General features: G+C 62.7%; 17 protein-coding genes and 1 pseudogene. 4 read left to right on the top strand and 14 right to left on the bottom strand.

Annotation, left to right across the window (positions count from 1 at the left end; translation table 11 throughout):
- Positions 1-54: 54 nt before the first annotated feature.
- From PUN71_RS14940 to PUN71_RS14925, 4 genes are read right to left on the bottom strand one after another with little or no spacing between them, the layout of a single operon-like run.
- Positions 55-510, bottom strand: coding sequence for a MaoC family dehydratase (locus PUN71_RS14940; RefSeq protein WP_277799033.1), 456 nt, complete (start codon positions 508-510; stop codon positions 55-57).
- Between the two features lie 53 nt (positions 511-563).
- A complete protein-coding gene (locus PUN71_RS14935; RefSeq protein ID WP_277799032.1) occupies positions 564-1,790 on the bottom strand; it encodes an acyl-CoA dehydrogenase family protein in 1,227 nt (408 codons plus the stop codon).
- Position 1,791: 1 nt separating this feature from the next.
- Complete coding sequence (locus PUN71_RS14930; RefSeq protein WP_277799031.1) at positions 1,792-2,682, bottom strand: amidohydrolase family protein; 891 nt, start codon at positions 2,680-2,682, stop codon at positions 1,792-1,794.
- A 2-nt stretch (positions 2,683-2,684) separates the two neighbouring features.
- Positions 2,685-3,626: an SDR family NAD(P)-dependent oxidoreductase gene (locus PUN71_RS14925; RefSeq protein WP_277799030.1), complete on the bottom strand. Its 942-nt coding sequence runs from the start codon at positions 3,624-3,626 to the stop codon at positions 2,685-2,687.
- Between the two features lie 135 nt (positions 3,627-3,761).
- On the opposite strand from PUN71_RS14925, the gene PUN71_RS14920 reads away from it, so the two are divergent.
- On the top strand, positions 3,762-4,229 hold the full coding sequence (locus tag PUN71_RS14920; protein ID WP_277799029.1) for a MarR family winged helix-turn-helix transcriptional regulator: 468 nt from the start codon (positions 3,762-3,764) through the stop codon (positions 4,227-4,229).
- Positions 4,230-4,561: 332 nt separating this feature from the next.
- The gene (locus PUN71_RS14915) at positions 4,562-5,728 is read left to right on the top strand and encodes a protein kinase family protein (protein WP_277799028.1); all 1,167 of its coding nucleotides are present in this window, start codon (positions 4,562-4,564) and stop codon (positions 5,726-5,728) included.
- 570 nt (positions 5,729-6,298) lie between these two features.
- Here PUN71_RS14915 and PUN71_RS23200 read toward each other — a convergent pair.
- The 5 genes and pseudogenes from PUN71_RS23200 to PUN71_RS14900 form a co-directional block, all read right to left on the bottom strand.
- A pseudogene (locus PUN71_RS23200) lies at positions 6,299-6,574 on the bottom strand (DUF2625 family protein); the annotation flags it as partial.
- Positions 6,575-6,736: 162 nt separating this feature from the next.
- Positions 6,737-6,985: a DUF2625 family protein gene (locus PUN71_RS23195; protein ID WP_502860783.1), complete on the bottom strand. Its 249-nt coding sequence runs from the start codon at positions 6,983-6,985 to the stop codon at positions 6,737-6,739.
- Positions 6,986-7,117: 132 nt separating this feature from the next.
- A complete protein-coding gene (locus tag PUN71_RS14910; RefSeq protein WP_277799027.1) occupies positions 7,118-7,690 on the bottom strand; it encodes a suppressor of fused domain protein in 573 nt (190 codons plus the stop codon).
- Between the two features lie 224 nt (positions 7,691-7,914).
- A complete protein-coding gene (locus tag PUN71_RS14905; protein ID WP_277799026.1) occupies positions 7,915-8,484 on the bottom strand; it encodes a suppressor of fused domain protein in 570 nt (189 codons plus the stop codon).
- Between the two features lie 210 nt (positions 8,485-8,694).
- Positions 8,695-9,528 (bottom strand): hypothetical protein, encoded by an 834-nt coding sequence (locus tag PUN71_RS14900; protein WP_277799025.1) that lies wholly within the window; start codon positions 9,526-9,528, stop codon positions 8,695-8,697.
- 186 nt (positions 9,529-9,714) lie between these two features.
- Here PUN71_RS14900 and PUN71_RS14895 point away from each other — a divergent pair, with 186 nt between their 5' ends.
- Positions 9,715-10,461, top strand: a complete 747-nt coding sequence (locus PUN71_RS14895) for a hypothetical protein (protein ID WP_283532411.1) — start codon at positions 9,715-9,717, stop codon at positions 10,459-10,461.
- An 888-nt stretch (positions 10,462-11,349) separates the two neighbouring features.
- Here the strand turns inward: PUN71_RS14895 and PUN71_RS14890 are convergent.
- The 5 genes from PUN71_RS14890 to PUN71_RS14870 form a co-directional block, all read right to left on the bottom strand.
- Positions 11,350-11,601, bottom strand: coding sequence for a hypothetical protein (locus PUN71_RS14890; protein WP_277799023.1), 252 nt, complete (start codon positions 11,599-11,601; stop codon positions 11,350-11,352).
- A 106-nt stretch (positions 11,602-11,707) separates the two neighbouring features.
- On the bottom strand, positions 11,708-12,745 hold the full coding sequence (locus PUN71_RS14885; RefSeq protein WP_043451966.1) for a 2-keto-3-deoxygluconate permease: 1,038 nt from the start codon (positions 12,743-12,745) through the stop codon (positions 11,708-11,710).
- A gap of 73 nt (positions 12,746-12,818) precedes the next feature.
- Complete coding sequence (locus PUN71_RS14880; protein WP_277799022.1) at positions 12,819-13,862, bottom strand: zinc-dependent alcohol dehydrogenase; 1,044 nt, start codon at positions 13,860-13,862, stop codon at positions 12,819-12,821.
- Between the two features lie 51 nt (positions 13,863-13,913).
- Positions 13,914-15,212 (bottom strand): four-carbon acid sugar kinase family protein, encoded by a 1,299-nt coding sequence (locus PUN71_RS14875; protein WP_277799021.1) that lies wholly within the window; start codon positions 15,210-15,212, stop codon positions 13,914-13,916.
- 1 nt (position 15,213) lies between these two features.
- Positions 15,214-16,479 (bottom strand): RuBisCO large subunit C-terminal-like domain-containing protein, encoded by a 1,266-nt coding sequence (locus PUN71_RS14870; RefSeq protein WP_277799020.1) that lies wholly within the window; start codon positions 16,477-16,479, stop codon positions 15,214-15,216.
- Between the two features lie 274 nt (positions 16,480-16,753).
- Between PUN71_RS14870 and PUN71_RS14865 the strand changes: the two genes are divergently transcribed.
- On the top strand, positions 16,754-17,620 hold the full coding sequence (locus PUN71_RS14865) for a GntR family transcriptional regulator (RefSeq protein WP_277799019.1): 867 nt from the start codon (positions 16,754-16,756) through the stop codon (positions 17,618-17,620).
- Positions 17,621-17,688: the final 68 nt, after the last annotated feature.

Here is a 17,688-nt window from a genome sequence, read left to right as displayed (position 1 = left end):
CGCCTACGTGAAGAAGCGGCCCACGTGCAGAAGCGGCTTACTTGTAGAAGCGTCCTATTTGTAGAAGCGGGCGAGGAATTCGGCGACGACGGCCGGGCGTTCCTGGCCTTCGATCTCGATGGTGGCGTTGACCTTGATCTGGGCGCCGCCCTTGACCTCGGTGACGTCGGCGATGGTGGCCTGCATGCGGACCTTGGAGCCCACCGTGACCGGTGAGGTAAAGCGGACCTTGTCCAGGCCGTAGTTGACCTTGGTGGTGACACCTTCGACGTCGAACAGCTCGCCCCAGAACGGGATGATCAGGGACAGCGTGAGGAAACCGTGGGCGATGGGTGCGCCGAACGGGCCATCCTTGGCGCGTTCGGGGTCCGTGTGGATCCACTGGTGGTCGTCGGTGGCGTCCGCGAACAGGTTGATCTGGTCCTGGGTGATCTGGCGGTAGTCGGTGGCGCCGAGGTCCTTGCCGGACAGGGTGAGCAGGGTGTCGAAATCGACGACGAGATTGGGCATCGTTGCCTCCTGGGCTGGTGTGTGGTTGTGGTGCTGTGCAGGTGTCGCAGGGCTTAGCGGGTGAACGCGCTTTCGCCGATGAGGGCTCGGCCGATGATGAGGGCGTTGATCTCGTGGGTGCCTTCGTAGGAGTAGACGGCTTCGGCGTCGGCGTGGAAGCGGGCGACGTCGGTGGCGAGGGTGATGCCGTTGCCGCCCACCACTTCGCGGGCCAGGGCTACGGTGTCGCGCATGAACAGGGACGTCTGCATCTTGGCCAGGGCGGAGTCCTGGTCCCGGTAGATGCCTTTGGCCTGCTGCTCGGTGAGCCGGACCACCAGGGACAGGCTGGCCGTGACGTTTCCCAGCATGCGGGCCAGTTTTTCCTGAACCAGCTGGAAGGACCCGAGGGTGCGCCCGAACTGCCGGCGCTCGTTGACGTAGGCGAGGGCGGCCTCGAACGCGCCGGCTGCGATGCCGGTGGCGATCCAGGCAACGTCCGAGCGCATGGCCCTGAGCATCGCCGCGACGTCTCGGAAGGAATTCACGTTGTGCAGCCGCATGGCATCGGGGACGCGGACACCGGTGAGGGTGATGTGGGCGTTCTGCATCATCCGCAGCGAGGTCTTCCCGTGGATTTTCTCCAGGGTGACGCCGTCGGCCGTCCGGTCCACGAGGAAGGCCTTGACCTGCCCGTCCGCGGTGTCCCGGGCGAATACTGCGAGGACGTCCGCGGTGGCTGCGCCGCCGATCCAGCGTTTGGCACCGTCCAGGATCCAGCTGCCGTCGGCCTGCAGCCGGGCGGTGGTGGAGAGTCCGCCGGCGATGTCCGATCCGGACTCGGGTTCGGTCAGCGAGAATACGCCTTTGAGCGAGAAGTCGATGACCTTGGGCATCCATTCGGCCTGCTGTTCCGCCGAGGCACCCACGCGGATGGCTGTCCGGAACAGGCCGGCCTGGGCGGTGTACCAGGTGGCCAGGGACGCGTCCGTGCGGGCAAGCTCGAAGATCCGGAAGCCCTGGTAGATCCCGCGGGCCGGACTGTGTTCTGCACCTGCGGCGCCACTGAGTTCGGCAGGTTCCATCAGGTCCAGGTCGATCAGCGGCCGGGCGAGCTGCTCCGGGAACTCCCCGCGTTCCCAGTAGTCGGCGAGGAGCGGTTTGGCTTCCACGTCCAGAAATGACCGCAACCGGAACAGGACCTGACGCTCTTCGGGCGTGAGGAGGGACTCGGCGTCGTACCAGTCCGCTGCCTCGTAGAGCCGGGCACCCAGGCCGGCTTCCGCCGTCGTCATCGCCATCTCAACCACCCAGCCCGAGGAGGCGGACCGCGTTGTCTTTGAGGATCTTGGGCCGGACCTCGTCCTTCAGCGGGAGGTCCGCGAATGCGCCGAGCCACTTTTGCGGGGTGATCAGCGGGAAGTCGGTGCCGAACAGCACCTTGTCCTGCAGGTAGGAGTTGGCCCCTTTCACCAGCGATTCCGGGAAGTACTTGGGCGACCAGCCGGAAAGGTCGATGAAGACGTTGGCCTTGTGCGTGGCGATGGAGTTGGCCTCGTCCTGCCACGGCACGGACGGGTGGGCCATGATGATCTGCAGGCCGGGGAAGTCAGCGGCCACGGCGTCCAGCAGCAGGGGGTTGGAGTAGGCAAGCTTGATGCCATAACCGCCCGGAAGACCTGCACCCATGCCGTTCTGGCCGGTGTGGAAAATGGCAGGCAGGCCCAGTTCCTGGAGGGTTTCCCAGAGCGGGTAAAAGCGCTCGCTGGAGGGGTCGAAGCCCTGCAGGGAGGGGTGAAACTTGAAGCCGCGGGCACCGAGCTCCACCGCCTGGTGCTTGGCTCCGGCGATGGCGTCCTCGCCCGTGCGTGGGTCGACGCTGCCGAACGGAATCAGCACGTCGTTGTTCCGGGCGGCGCCGGCGATGAGTTCCGGGATGCTGTTGGGCTCGTGCTTGAGCTGGGTGCGGGCGTCCACGGTGAAGACGACGGCGGCCATGTTCAGTTCGCGGTAGATGTCGGCGATGCGGTCCAGGGACGGGGTGCGGTCCTCTGCCTTGAAGTACTTGGCCGAGGCTTCCGTCAGTTCCTCCGGGAGGGAGCCGTGGCCGCAGCTGTCCACCTCGAGGTGAACGTGCATGTCGATGGCATCGAGCTTGCTGGGGTCGATGCCCAATTCGTAGCGGTCGGCCATGATCAGCGGGCCTCGGCGGGCTGTGCAGGCTTCAGGTCCTCCGGGAGCGGGAGGAATTCCTCGCCGTAGCCCTGCAGGGTGTCCTGGTTGAACAGCTGGCCGGCGTTTTCCAGCAGGGCCTCGTAGCTCCAGCCGCCCTTGCGGTACTCGGTGGTGGCGGCTTCCGGGTGGGTCCATACCTGCAGGCGGTCGCCGCCGGCGCCGATGGCCTGGCCGGTGATGTGGGCGGCCTCGTCGGAGGCGAGGAAGGCAACCAGTCCGGCGACGTCGTCGGCCGTTCCAAAGCCAAGGTCGTGCCGGAAGAAGGCCGGCATGGCCTCGCCCCTCTCGTCGGCCTCCACTGCCTTCTGGAAATATGGCACGGTCTTGGTCATGGCGGTGGCGGCCACGGGGATGACGCTGTTGACCGTCACGCCGGCCTTCTTCATTTCCAGGGCCCAGGTGCGGACCATGCCTACGATGCCGGCCTTGGCAGCGGCGTAGTTGGTCTGGCCGAAGTTGCCGCGCTGGCCGGTGGGCGAACCGATAGTGATGATTCGGCCTTGGACGTTGTGTTCCTTGAAGTAGGCGTAGGCCTCGCGGACGCAGGTGAAGGTGCCCTTGAGGTGGACGTTGATCACCAGGTCGAAGTCCTCGTCCGTCATCTTCAGCAGGGACTTGTCACGGAGGATGCCGGCGTTGGTGACCAGGATGTCCAGGCCGCCGAACGCGTCCACGGCGCCGGCCACCAGCGCCTTGGCGGCGTCCGTGGTTCCCACCGGGACCACCACGGCGGTGGCGCGGCCGCCGTCAGCCTCGATCTGGGCCACCGCCTGCGCGGCGGTGTCGGCGTTGACATCATTGATGACGACGGCGGCGCCCTGGCGCGCCAGTTCCCTTGCGTAGGCCAGGCCGAGGCCCTGCCCGCTGCCGGTAACGATGGCTACTTTGCCGTTCAAACTCATGGCCTGCTCCTTCGCATGCGCCGGCCGAAGCCGGTGGGGTCGATCCCACGGCGGTGTGAGATCCTTGTTGGGATCAATGAAAATACGGATCATTGAAAAAGTCAACGATTGTTTTTTACCAGTACCGGAGTTGTGATGGCCATCTTGGGCACAGACGTTCAGACCCCGCGCCTCGCGGCAGCCAAGATTGGAAGTGACGTCGGCCTGCTGCTGGCCAAACTGCACGCCGCGGGGTCCGTCCTGAACAACAAAGCGCTGTCAGATTTCGGCCTCCGGGAGCGCTCCTTTTCCGTCCTGACCCTGGCGTGCAGCGGGCTGGAGCCAACACAGCGGGAACTGGCCGACTTCCTGAGCCTGGACCCCAGCCAGGTGGTGACGCTGGTGGACGACCTGGAACGCCGGGGCCTGGTGGAGCGGGCGCAAGGGAAGCAGGACCGGCGGGCAAAGATCATCATCGCCACCGCCGAGGGCCGGAAGATGCACACCAAGGCCCGCGCGGCCCTGGACGAGGCCGAGCTGAACCAGCTGGCCGGGCTGACGCAGGATGAGTCCCAGGAACTGAAGCGGCTGCTGCGCAAGGCACTGTGGGGTGCGGCGGAGTAGGCGTCTGTTTCTAAGGTTTAGCTGCACGAGCTTGGGCAACTCCGTGAACCCGTTCGGGGACCGGTAAGACTTCTCATATTCCAAGGTTTCGAGACAATTTGGAGCGTTGCGGTTAGGGTACCTTCACCGTGCATTTCATCGTGCGGGGTAAACGTGCATGTACGGTCAGCAGCGGTTGAGAAACAAGAATCCATGCGTGGCTGCACGGTAAACGACCGGCTTACGGGCGCAGCGCATCTATCACCCCTCCGTCCGGACAGGGTCGGAAGCATCGGCCCAATTGCCCGACAATAGGGAGATAGCCATCTCATCGTTGGGGGAAACCTTTGGTAGTGCCAGCAGACGTCTTTCAGGACATAGAGAATAAATACTCTGCGTACCCTTACGATGACCGGTACGCCCGCTATTACCAGGATCAAAGGGAGGCGCTCCGGCCCGCCTTTGCCTACTTCCACGACAAGCTCAACGCGCTGCTTGGCCACATGAACCACAAACGGGAGCGAGGAGGGCACTACAACGCCGAACAGAGCCGGGACCTTCTTGAGGTCATGCGTGAGCTGGGACAACTCAGGACGAACCTTAAGAGGGTTGACGTTGAGGTATGCCTGCGAAAGTCCTATCAAGATGCGCTCGAACGCTGCCGTACCTTTTTATCCCCCAGCGGGGGAAGCCCCATGCCCCCAGATTTGGAGGAGATACCTCTAGAGGACTACGAGGCCATTTTTACCGTCGCGGCAGACATTGTTCGCATCGAAAAGTCCGGCAAAGACTATCCGCTGAAACCCCTTGGAGAAGGTTCCTACGCGCTTGTCTATAAGTACAAGGATCTTGAATACAAGATGCCCGTTGCCGTGAAGGTGGCCAAGAAGAACCTCGCTCAGAACGAGCTGGATAGGTTCAAGGCTGAATATGACGTTCTAGCTGACCTCAGTTCCCCGTACGTGTTGGCGGTATACGGGTACAACGAAACCAGGATCAGCTATGCCATGGAGTTTTGCGACTACACCCTCGGAAAATACATCTCCATAAACAATGGCAACCCGAAGTTCGACTTCAGCAAGCGGCAACGTATCGCACAGCAGTTCCTTTACGGCATCAGCTACCTTGCATACAAAAACGTCCTCCACAGAGACCTGAGCTACACGAACGTACTCGTAAAGACCTACGACGCAGGAGTAGTCCAGGTGAAGCTCTCCGACTTTGGTCTCCACAAAACTCAAAGTTCCTTACTCACCCGGACAGGGACCGAGATGAAGGGGACCATCCTTGACCCAACTCTCACCAGCTTTAAGGACTACACGCTCAGCAACGAGATCTACTCGGTTGGATTCATCCTCTCCTTCATTTTCACCGGAAAGGAAGCCCCATACGTGGCCGGCGCCAACCTCGGGGCTCTTGTCCGAAAATGCACAGACCTGTCCACTGAAAACCGTTACACGGGAATTCAAGAGATAATCGACGCCGTGGCCGCTCTGGACAAGGACACCTTCCTGGCATGATCTGGCCTCAGGCTCCTCGGCCGAGCACGCTCTCCCTTTGATTCTTGCAGTGGCCAAAATGCGACGTGCTCCCCCTAACCGACTGAATGACCGGTAGAGGATCCCCTACCGGGACCCACGCTGTCGACGCCGCAGTAGGAGAAACAGACCGCACCCGACGATGATGACAGTACTCGTGACGATCCCCGCCCAAAATCCCCACATCTTCTGCACGAAGAAGAAGACTGACGGACCGATAACAATTAGCGCCAGAATCCATGGTGACAAGTTTTGAGATTCGGGTCCCAACGGGCCGGACGGATCTTGACCTGGCTTGGTACTGCGTCCCGCTATTCCTTTAGTCGGATCCGGCTTCATGGCACCGCTCCTTCGCCTAAACGCACTGAGTTCTCACGATCCGTCGGCCGACTCGCAGCTGGCAGCAACCTCAGAATGACACATTCGTCAGACCGCGGCTCGGAAAGTTTTGGTCCTTTTACGTCAAAGGGGCATTTGTCAGAGCACGGACTTCATCCGAGTTCGAAGGCTCGAAGTTCAAGCTGTCGCATCCTTCATCGGGCGGCCAGAAGTTTAGTTTGATCCTGGGCTGAGGCTCTCGGCCAAGTGTGCATTTAGATGGAGCAGTTCGCGGAAGGGAACTGCCTTTCTTGCCACCGTTGCAATGTCGCGGCCCTCTTCTGTGAAAAGAAACGGGTAGACGCTGATGCCTTCGTCAATGGACAGAGCTGCGACCTCTTCTTCCCACCCCGGCCAGCGCAGCGCACGGTAGAACTCCGCGACTCCTGCATTCAGCACCCATTCAACGAATGCAGCGTGGCCGGCCCCCAAAGGAGTCCACTCCAAAGTGTCCGGACCCCACTAGCAAACTTCTCCAGGTTCAGCGGGGAGATCATCGTGATTGATAGCGAAGACTCCACCGAGGACGTCATAGGCGATCACAAGATGCCCTGGGGGCACCGCGCGATGGTCGGGATCACCTAGAGCGTTCGCTGTGGCGATGTCCTCGATTCATTCAGAGCCGGCGCCGAGAATCCGTACCCACCCGTGGTCGACGACGAGAGCTCCGGAGTTAGATGCAATCGCTCCAAGCATCGACGCGGCGGTCACCTGCAACCGGAAGAGCACGTTCCTTTTGGCGGTGTCATCAGCTGGCACTACTTTGACATCCACGGGTGCGCTGGCCAAGAGCGCGTTCAACCGGGGCCAGGCTGGGGAATCGACGCTCAGAAGCTCATCAGCAGATCGTGTTGGAGTCATGATCAGATGCTGTCATAGACGGCGCTGGATAGGTTGTTATATGCCTTCAGGAATGCGCTGCCCGGCCCGTGCAAACGGCCTCGGGCGCTCCAAGCGCACGCTCAGGGATCCTGTACCGGCCGCGGCGACCACCTATGGGGTGTGGACTGGCAGCGAAGGTCGGCGCCAGTCCGCCAGGTCCGGGTCGTGTTCGGCCAAGAGGTCTTCCAAGGCCGGCCAGCCATGCGTTGCGACAAAGGCAGCCTCGGCGGGATAGAGCGGCATGAGCCAAGAGATGACGATCGGACCCTCGGGGTCCTCACATGTCGCGAACGCTTCCGGCTGGTAGACGGGGCTACCGAAGTAGAAGGCTTCAAGGCCGGTATCTGGATCAAGCGGCCCCCACGGGCCGATGACCTCACCGCGTAGAGGCGCCCGCCCCTGGTGGATCACGCCATCCACGAGCTGCTGCAAGATCGATGGGACGAAGCGCTCAAAGTGGCCGCTTCGGACCATGATCAGGAGCTCCATCCGGACGGGCGCCTTACCCGGCACGGCCAGCGGGTACCGGCTGAGACCCAGAGTCGAATACGAGGTCACACCCTCTATCGGCCCGTCAACGAGCCTGATGACCTGCGCATGCTGCGGGTGGCCGTCTGCATCCTTGGACCACCCCACGGCAATGGTTCCCAGATACTGTTCAAGGTGCTCGACAAGGTGTGCCATGGGCCAACCCTACCGACGGTTTAGTGTTCGATGGATTTGCGGTCCATGGACTTGAGCGCGGCGAGCCGGGGCATCCGCGCCAGCTCCGACCCACTGAGAAGGAAGCTGTTCGCCCGCAAGGAGCACCTTGTCACTGAGCGTTCCTCGCGGTACACCAAGACACGAGTTGCCGAGCGTTCGGTAAAGGATCGTTCAACGGGCGGCGGATTCAGGTAAGAACCGCACTACGCAAGCAGTGGGCGTGGGAGCTCGCGGTTCAGGTCGGAGAGTCTGGGTGGATCCTGGTCCCAGACCTCAAACAATGCGTCCAAGCCGTGTTCCTTCACGGTCCGAGCTTCTTCAGGGAAGACCGGTGTGGCGTCCAGGAAGACTACGTGGTGCCCGTTGTCGAGCCGAAGGGGCGGGATGAAATCATCTACTCTTTCGAGCATCAGCCATGATCTAAAGTCGCGGCCGTGGAGGACACGCTCCTCGGCAGGCGTAACCACATGGCCGGCTTCCAGGACGATTTGCTCGGCGATTACATAGTTGGCCATCAGGCCAAATGACAACCTGACGTCATCTGTTCCTGCCGCCACGCATGTGTAGAGCTCGAACCCATGGTTGTGGTTCAGCGGACCGTGAACCAAGCCATGAAGGCCAAGCGTCGCGTAGAGGTGAAATGGCTTGAGTGATACTCCTTTGGGCCATTCAAGAACTCCGCCCATTTCTGGATGGTCGCTAAATTTCCAGTACTCCGGCTCGCCGCCGAAGTGAATCCCATAGTGTGCATCCACTGCTTTTACGCTGCCCAAGCCTTACCCCCTGTCATACCTGGTCAGCACTAGCCTAGGGCTTGAGACTTGGCGACTGCATTCACGAAAAGACCACCCGGGGCGACTTGGCTAGGCGAAACCTTCGCGTTCTGGAAAGTAGCGCCCGGTGAAGGATCGGCTTACGCGACATGTTCTGGTTGGAGCTTTCTCTAGGCTATTGGGTACCTTTGGTCAGATTCCCCGATTCTGCTATCCGCAAGCCCAGTCGAAAGTATCGGATTCCAAGTCGATCTGGGCGTTGCCGCCTCCACCGAAGTTGAGCCCTGAAATCTCTTCGAGTTCGAGATACCAAGGAGTTAGGCCAGCTGGCATGGCTTGGACGGGGAAAGCCGTTCCGCCCAAGTGGCTCAAGGCGAATAGCGGTTCCGCCCAAGCCGCTAAACCGTTCCCACTCGTAGAGGGATTGATGTACCCATCTGCTCCGACCTCGTCTCCCCACAGTTCAACGGGTGCCTTGCCAGCATTTGGGTCGTCGCGATCAATCAACCAGACGTCGACGGTTGGCTCGACGTTGTCCCAAGCATTGGTACCCTCTGACTCGTCGACATGCTCACCCTCGGCGCGAAGATCAGGGCGAGGTGCTGTTGGGCCGGCGACCAACTCAGCATGAGTAAGCCAGAGGATCGCGAATTCACCGTCGATCAGGTCTCTGCGCCTAAGCAGGCCGGGATGCACTTCTGCTGCTGCCAGGTCACGCAGGAACGGGTCGGTTGACTCGACGCTGGGGACGGGCGATTTAGAGTTGTCAGCAAATTGTCCCTCACCAGCAAATACTGCAATTCCTGGAAACTGCGACCCGCGCCGTTGAAAGGCTGCGGGTAGCCAGAGTGTCAGCACATGCATCATGGGCAAGCCGGTATTGAGGCTTCGTGGCCACTGTTCCCATCTAACGCCCGGTCCACGACTTCCTGTCCAACCTGATGGGGGTTGACTGGGCAGGGCAGCTTCGGCAGTTCGTCCCGGCGCCTTGCCTAGGCCGCTGTCACAACGAAAGGCCAGGTTCCAGGCGGTCATCTCAGTCATGGCAACACAATATGACCGTCGCCGCAAAAATCGCGCCGCGTCCGGTTAGGGATCCTTGACCGGACACGGGACTCGTCCAGACCCGCCCGAGATGGTCCGGGAGCGCGTTGCGCTTGGGAGCGGTTGGGAATCACGCCCAAGCGTTTGTTTTCGGTTCCTTGTTTCATTGGGGGACAATCGTTCTTCATGAAGCATGGGGACTGGGTCGAGCGATACCGGAGAGGTGAACGCGAGGCTGTGTGGTCGGAACTGCGTCTTCTGGGGTCAGCCGTTCGTGATCCTCTTTTACTCGAGGAGGCGCAGGCCGTATGTGACCAGATGGCACTTCGTGCGCGGTTCAACATCGAAATGCTCGTCGAGCGCCTGACGTCGCAGGGATTCCTATTTCATTCCAACGATGATCAGCGGATTCCGGTTTGTCCCTTCCAGCCGGCGAATCCAGCGGCCCGCCGGCTGGTTACCTGGCTCGAAGCCGAGTTCGGTCCAATCCCTCTAGCTCTTTCGTCCTGGATCCGTCTTGTTGGCGATGTTTGGCTGGTTGGTACGCACCCGGAATGGAGCGAGTCATCCGAGGCGGACCCACTGGTGATCGAGCTGGAAGGATCGAGGCATCCTGAGGCGTCGATTGCCGGGTTCTTCGCCAGTGAGTATGAGGCATGGGAAGAAGCGGCGACAGATGACCCAAGCAATGGTTCGTTCATCCTTCCTGTCGCACCCGATCGGTTGCACAAGGCTAATGTGAGCGGCAGTGACCCTTATGGATTCCGACTCCCGGACGGGGGCATTGACGGCCTCTTCGTCGCCGAGACCGAGATGCCGTTCGTGTCGTATCTAAACCTGGTCTTCCGGAACGGGGGCTTTCCCGCACGCGCTCCCGGAAGCGAACAGGTTCGAATCAGAAAGGCCCTATCCGAGGGCTTGCTGGCGCTTTAGGCCTGCGACGTGGTCAATAAACGAAATGCGTGGCTGGTGCGCAGCATGCACGGCTAAGTGCACGTTCGAGGATCCCCTTACGGACAGGTAAACCCGCTCCGTAACGAGACATTGTGTCTCCCGACCAGGCGCCGCGGTTAGGCTGACGTGGTGATCGAGTCAGCCGCCTTTGAAATACGTGCCGTTGGCCACGCCGTGGATTTCGTTGTCGAGCCTCTTCCTCCGACTGACCCTGTGGCGGCGTTGCAAGCTGCGAGGCGGGGTGAAGTCCCTGAACCTCTACGAGTGCCCTTGGTGTTCACGGGCGTTCATTCGGGCCCAGTCGAATTAGCCATCGAGATTCTGCAGGAGCGTCCGGAAGCCGCGGCCTCTGCTTGGGAAGACATCCACGAAGTGTCCCTGACGCTGCCTGAAGGGCGGGCTTACTTCAATACCCCGACGGATTGGGAGATGAAGGACATTGGCAACGTAGCAGGGGACGAAAAGGGTAGCTATCGTGCGCGGCTCCACACTACCGGCCGGGATGCAGCTTTTGACCTCGTTGTGGACGCCCCGACCGAGCAGCACCTGGTCCAGTTCTGGAAAGAATCAGTATCCCCGCCAAATATCATTTCGTCCCGGTCTGAACACGGCAGGAACATCTTGGATTTCGTTAGGTTGTGGCAAACACCTGGAACTGCGACTGCGAGAACGGAGCCAGGGCCTATCGACGTGCACAGATAGTAGTTGTGTAGGGAGTCCTATCCCGATTTAATTTGATCCCCACCTAAAGTGTCCGGTGAAGGATCCTCATACGGGACGGCTGTATCCCTGTGTCGTATAACCCGAGTGCCTAAAATCGCTAGGGTTTTGGGACTGGCCGGTCTGGTTGATTCTGCAAATAAACAACTAGGTGAGGATCTTGTGGATGGTGGTGCCGTCGCCGTGGGAGATGAGGGTTCTGTTGTGGCCGTCAAGCCAGACCCAGAAGTATGAGGCATCTTCGGCGATGTCGTCGACGGTGCCGCGTTCGGGCGGGCTGGCGGGTTGTTTGACGACCACTCTGTCGCCCGGGTTGAGGTGGATCCAGTTGTGATAGTCGAGCAGGCGGGTTTGGGATCCGGTGGATGTTGCGTTGACGGGTTGAGTGGCGGCGCCCATGGTGTTCCTTCCTGAGTTGGTGCTGCATTCGGCCCCAGGTCCGGGTGGAGAAGGATGGGGCGGGACGGGCACTGTGTGCACGCCCCGCCCTCTTCCTTTCGTACTGCTATGTCAGTTCTGGGGTGCTACCTGCATGCTTGGGGGCGGGCGCCTCCTGCTCGGACGATTTATCTGCTGCGCCCGCCAGACCCTCTTTCTTCTGCACCCTGCGGGCCCATGCCGAGGTCACGATCGGGCAAAGTACTGCGGAGACGACGACCGATGCTGCGACCAGGACGGTGGCGTGGTCGGCGGCTGGGGCGTAGACGGGGTTGGCCGTGGCGATGATGGCCGGGACGAGGGCGGCGTTGCCTGCCGTGGTTGCTGCGGCAAGGCCGGCCACGCCGTCGCCGCCCGTAAGTTTGTCGGCGAGCAGCAGCACGGCGCCGCCGACGAACACTACGAACAGGCCGAGGACGATGCCGAGCAGTCCTGCCTCGACGACTGCGTTGAGGTTGATGGTCAGGCCGAGGGCCAGTCCGAGGAACGGCACCATGGCTGGGACCAGCGGGGCCAGAAGATTACGCATGTTTTTGTCCAGGTTTCCCAGGAGCATGCCCAGTGCCAGCGGGAGGATGGCGCCGACGAGTGCCTGCCAGGGGAAGGCGGACAGCCCGGCGATGCCGAGGGTGACCATGGTCAGGAAGGGGCCTGATTCCAGGGACAGGATCGAGTAGGCGCCGGCGTCGCGTTTGCGGCCGTACTGGCCCATGAGGGAGATGTAGAGGCCGCCGTTGGTGTCGTTAAGTGCGGCGACCAGTGCGAGGGTCGAGAGTCCGGCGAGGATCCCTGAGTCGATGGGTGCTTCGCCGAGGAAGCGTCCGGCGATGACGCCGATGAGGATGGCGAAGAGGATTTTGGAACCGAGCAGCACACCGCCCTTTTTCAGGATGTAAGGCGTGGATTTCACTTCGAGTGTTGCGCCGAGGCAGACGAAGAACACGGCCAGGAGTGGTGCCAGGCCGGTGAAGAATGCGCCGGTGAAGGATCCGAAGAATTTTCCGGCGTCCGGGGCGAGGGTGTGGATGACGGCGCCGATGCCAAGGGGCACCAGCATCATGCCGCCAGGAACTTTTTCCAGGGCTTTCTTGATGGGAATCGACATTGATTTCTCCTGTGAATGGCTGGGGTGTGCTTGGTCCGCGCGTTCGGGGGGGGTGTGCGCGGTGGGGGTGTGTTTAGCCCAGGCCCGGGATGAGCAGGACTTTGCAGGCGTCTGCGGTGAGCAGTTCGACGGCTTCGTCGATGTCGCTGAGCTTCTTGCGGTGGGTGATGAGCCAGTCCAGTTCCAGCTTCCCGGAATCGAGGAGCAGGAGGCTTTGTTCCCAGGTTTCCCAGAGCCGGCGCCCGAAGATGCCGCGCAGGGTGATGCCCTTTTTGTTGATGTAGGCGGCGATATCGACTTCGGCGGGGCGGCTGGGGTGTCCGACGGTGATGACGGTGGCTTCGCGGCGGACGGCTTCGAAGAGGGTTGCCAGGGTGCCGGGGGCGCCGGAGCATTCGAAGGCCACGTCGAAGCCTCCGCGGCGGCCAGTCAGTTCGCGGCTCCGCTCCACGATGCCGTCATTCGGGTGCAGGGCGGTCGCACCGAGTTTCTCGGCTTGGGCCCTCCGGTAGGGGTTGGGATCGACGGCGATGACGTGGCTGGCGCCCATGAGCAGGGCCAGGTTGACGACGACGAGTCCGACCGGGCCGGCGCCGCTGACGAGCACGGCCCGGCCCGCGACGGAGTAGTTGGTGCGCTGGATGGCGTGCACGGCGACGCCTGCGGCTTCGAGCAGCGCGCCGGATTCGAGGGACAGGCCGGTGGGGAGCTTGACGCAGATGTCCTGGGGGACGGAGGCGTACTCGGCGAAGACGCCGTCGATGTGCATTCCGAGGATGCCGGTGCGTTCGCAGGTGTGTGCGTCGCCGGTGCGGCAGGGGAAGCACTGGCCGCAGGTCAGGTGGCTTTCAAGGGCGACCTGGTCGCCGACCTTCAGGCCGGTGACGCCGGGGCCGACTTCGACGATGGTTCCTGCGCCTTCGTGGCCGAGGATGACCGGGAGGTTGAGGTTGAACGCCTGGGCTGAGGGGGTCCATTCGTAGAGTTCACGGTCCGTGCCGCACAGGGAGGCCGCGCCGACTTCGATGACGACGGAACCTTCTGTTGCTTTGGGGTCGCCTGCGTCGGTGACGTAGGTGACGCCCCGCTCGGCTGCATTCTTGACTACTGCCCGCATGGGGGCCGCCTTTCGTTGGTTCTGGTGATGCGTGGAGGGAATTGCCGGCAGTCAGCCGGGGAGTTGGCCGGCGAAGCGGCGCAGGATATCGGCAGGGCCGACCTGTCCGCCTTTGAGCAGCAGCCTGCACCCTGCGACGGCGGAGGCGCCGTCGGCTTTCAGGATTGGGCCTGCCGTGACGAACTGGTCCGACACCCGGAGTTGGCGGACGCCCATGGCGATGAGTGCATGGCTGGAGGTATCGCCGCCGCAGACGGCGACGTCACGGGTGAGCCCGGCGTTCGCCATCCTGGCGGCGATGCCGCCGATGAGCGTGCCGACATAGCCCGCGTCCACCGGCTTAGCTGTGCCGTAGCGGGGATCAGCCGAACCCCTCGTGGTGTGCACCACCACGTTCCTGCCTGCCCGGAGGGCAGCGGAAACCTGTTCGTCGAGGGCTGCCACGAGCGTGCTGTCATCGCGCTGCAGCAGTTCGGCCGGTACGGGAACATCCTCCCAGCCATTGGAGATGGCGTCGTTGATTTGTTCCGCCGTGGTGCTGGAGGCTGAAGCGCTGACGGCCAGCACCGGCCCGGACGGACGCTGCGGCCCGGGGGTACGGGGCGCCTGGTCCGAGATGGAGCGTGCCAGGGCTGCCATGATGCCGCCCGATCCGACGACGATGGATGGGCCGTGGCCGTGTTCTTCCCGGGTAAGGGCTTCTGCTATTGCGTCCATCTGGTGTTCGTCCACGGCGTCGACGACGTAGGCCTGCGCTCCGGGTTCCCGGCGCCGGTCAGCCCAGGCGTCCTTAAAGGTGCCGTCCTCATAGGCCGGCAGGTGGATGGCTCCGGGTACCTCGGTGCCGCCGAGCTGTTCGGCCAGGACCTCGCGGAGGTCCGCCTCGGACATGGGGGTGGACGGGTGCCGTGACATGACCGGGTGGCGGTCCAGCCGGTAGGTTTTTCCGGCGTAGGTGGCGTAGTGGTTGCTGAAGGCTGTGTAACGGCCGAAGCCCGGCTGGGCGGGCACCACGGGTATGGGGCCGTGCAGGGGGAACTGCTCATGGAGCAGCTGGATCCCCCGCCCGATGCTTCCCACAGTGGTGGAGCTGTCGAACGTGGAGCAGACCTTGTACAGCAGCACGTCGAGGTTCAGGGCCGCTATGCCGGCAAGGTCACGGGTGACCAGGGTGTCGAACGCCGCCCCGGACAGGGAGCGTGCGGGACCTGCGAACCCGACGACGTCGGTGTCCGTGGGCAGCGGCGCGTCCCCGATGACCAGGGCAGCTTCCAGGCCGTAGCGGTGGGACTGGGCCAGGACGTCGGCGGCTCCTGTGAGGTCGTCGGCGACGAAACCGAATGCTGGCATGTCAGGCACCCTTCCCGAAAGTCTGGACTGCGTGCAGCAGGGCGTCATCTCCAGTTTCCGCCTGTTTGTTGGCTGCAGTCAGCAGCGGGACACCGTCAACCGCCGCATCCCACGCCTGGCGCAGGCTGCGCACACCGGCGCCAGGTCCATCGGGGTGGGCTGCGACCCCGCCGCCGGCCAGCATCATCAAGTCGGTGGAACCCACCGCGTCGAATGTGGGCCCGGGGGTGGTGACGTTCTGGCCGGAGGACAACACCGGCAGCGGCGTAACGGTCCGACCGAGAGGTTCGAGCAGGCTGCGGATGTTGGCCGCAACCTCTTCATCAAGTTCGTAGAACTTACTGCCCAAACCGGAAGCGTGCAGGTGGTCGGCACCGGCAAGGCGGGCCATCTGCTGCCAGACACGGTAGTCGATGCCCAGGGCCTTGGACCGCATGGAGGCGGCGAGGCCCGCGCGGTGGCCGTGAATCGGGACCTCCGCGAAGCTGCGGAGCAACGCCAGAGCCGGCATTCCCATCACCGGGATGTTCAACATCACGCAGCGGCCACCAGCCTGAACAACCAGGTCGTGGCGCTTGCGCAGCCCGGCAAGGTCGCCGGTGATGTTGAAGGCATACATCGTCGAGTGGCCCGTGACTTGCTCTGCGGCGCGGATTTCCTCGGTGGCGACCGCGACCCGGCGTTCCAGCGGCAGGTACGCCGGGTCCGTCATGAGTTCGTCGTCCTTGATCAGGTCGATGGACGCCATCGCCAGATCCCGGACGACCAGCCGGAACTCTTCTTCCGAGAGCCCGACATTGGGTTTGACGATGGTGCCGACCATGACGCCCTGAACGTCGCTGATGAGTTTGCGTGTCCCCTCAATGCCGAAGGCGGGGCCGGGGTGGGCGGCGATGAAGTCCTCCGGCAGCTGCATGTCCTGGAGCCGGCAGGCGTACAAGTCGCCCAGCTCGAAGAGATTCCCTGCGATCGCCGTCTGCAGGGTGGCCAGGTCGGTGCCGACATTCTCCATCGGGAAGTCAACGGTCACCAAGGCGGCACGGACTTTTTCCGGGTTGGACCGGGACGGCAGTGAAGGCCGGCAAAAGCCCAGTTCCTGGACATCCGATATCCGGGCGGCGTGCCGTTCCCGGATCCGGGCTGATTCGCCGGGCACCGGGAGGAACGTGCCGCTGGACTGCTCACCGGCCATGATGGCAGCAGCCTTCTCCGGCTCGATCTCTGATTCAAGGTAATAGGTGCAACGCACCGAGCGCGGGTCGCGCATGGGGACTCTCCAATTCAAGGGGGTTTGAAACTCACGTATCCGACTGTCACCTGCAGGTACTCTCACGTCGCTCACGCACCAATGCGGGCTCAAGCAGGTGACTCGCACTTCGTATCCTTGGCATCTTCCGTGGTAACCAATCCCGAAGTTGTACGTACCTTTGATACGTACAATAATAGGTGGTGCGGATCACGTCAAGGCCGGGAGTTCCCGTCGAAGGGCTGGGACTTCGGGCGGGAGGGCTAAGATTTTCCACAGCGGCAGAGGAGTTAGCGTGAGTTTGGAACCAGCAGAACCAGCGTCGGGACCGGCGGGACGCAGCAGCGGATTGAACCGTGAAACGGGGGGTCCTCTCCACGCACAAATCCGGGACATCCTGCACCGGCAGATCGTGGACCTGGCGCTGCCCCCGGGTGCCTCCCTGCCCACCGAAGAGGAACTGCAAAGGCAATTCGGGGTCTCCCGCAGTGTCGTACGCCAGGCCCTGTCAGGCCTCGCCGACCTGGGCCTCATCCGGCGCCAGCGCGGCCGTGGCAGCGTGGTGGCCGCAACGCCCGTCCTTCGACGTCACGTTCAGCGCGCCGGCGGCCTCGACGAGCAGGCGGCCGCGCACGGCCAGCGACTGCGCACCCATGTCCTCAGCGTGGAACCCTCCGAACCGCCCCAGGCAGGCATCGAGGCGCTCAACACCACCAACACCTGGAAGATTGAGCGGGTCCGCTACCTCGACGACCTACCCGTCGCCTTCATGCGCACCTGGGTCCCGCGCGACTTCTTCCCCCACTTCACCGCGGAACTGCTCGAAAACGCCTCACTCCTCAGCCTGATGCGCGACCACGGCTACCACCCCGCCGGTGGACCCCGCCAGGTGCAGGCCGTATCCGCAGATTCCGACCTTGCACGAAGGCTGAACATCACCACCCGCGAACCCCTGCTCCTGCTCCAAGGCGTCACCCGCGACGCGCTGGGCCACGGTCTCGAATGGTTCAACGTATGGCACAGCCCCAACACCGTCTTCGACGTCGACGCACAGGTCACCAGCCAGCCAGGACGCGTCTCCCAAGAGCACATCAGCCGACTGCGTAACCTGACCCAGCAACTCGAATCAGAACTGGCCGACCTCGAACGGGGGGCACGCTAAAGCCTCCACGGAAAGCGAAACCCCGAGCCGCCTGCCCATGTCCCAGACCCATCGACGCCGCAGGCTCG

Source organism: Arthrobacter sp. NQ7 (assembly GCF_029581595.2).
In the GTDB taxonomy this organism is placed as follows: domain Bacteria; phylum Actinomycetota; class Actinomycetes; order Actinomycetales; family Micrococcaceae; genus Arthrobacter; species Arthrobacter phenanthrenivorans_B.
The sequence above is the reverse complement of the archived record's forward strand: the minus strand, read 5'-3'. Positions and strand labels throughout refer to the sequence as shown.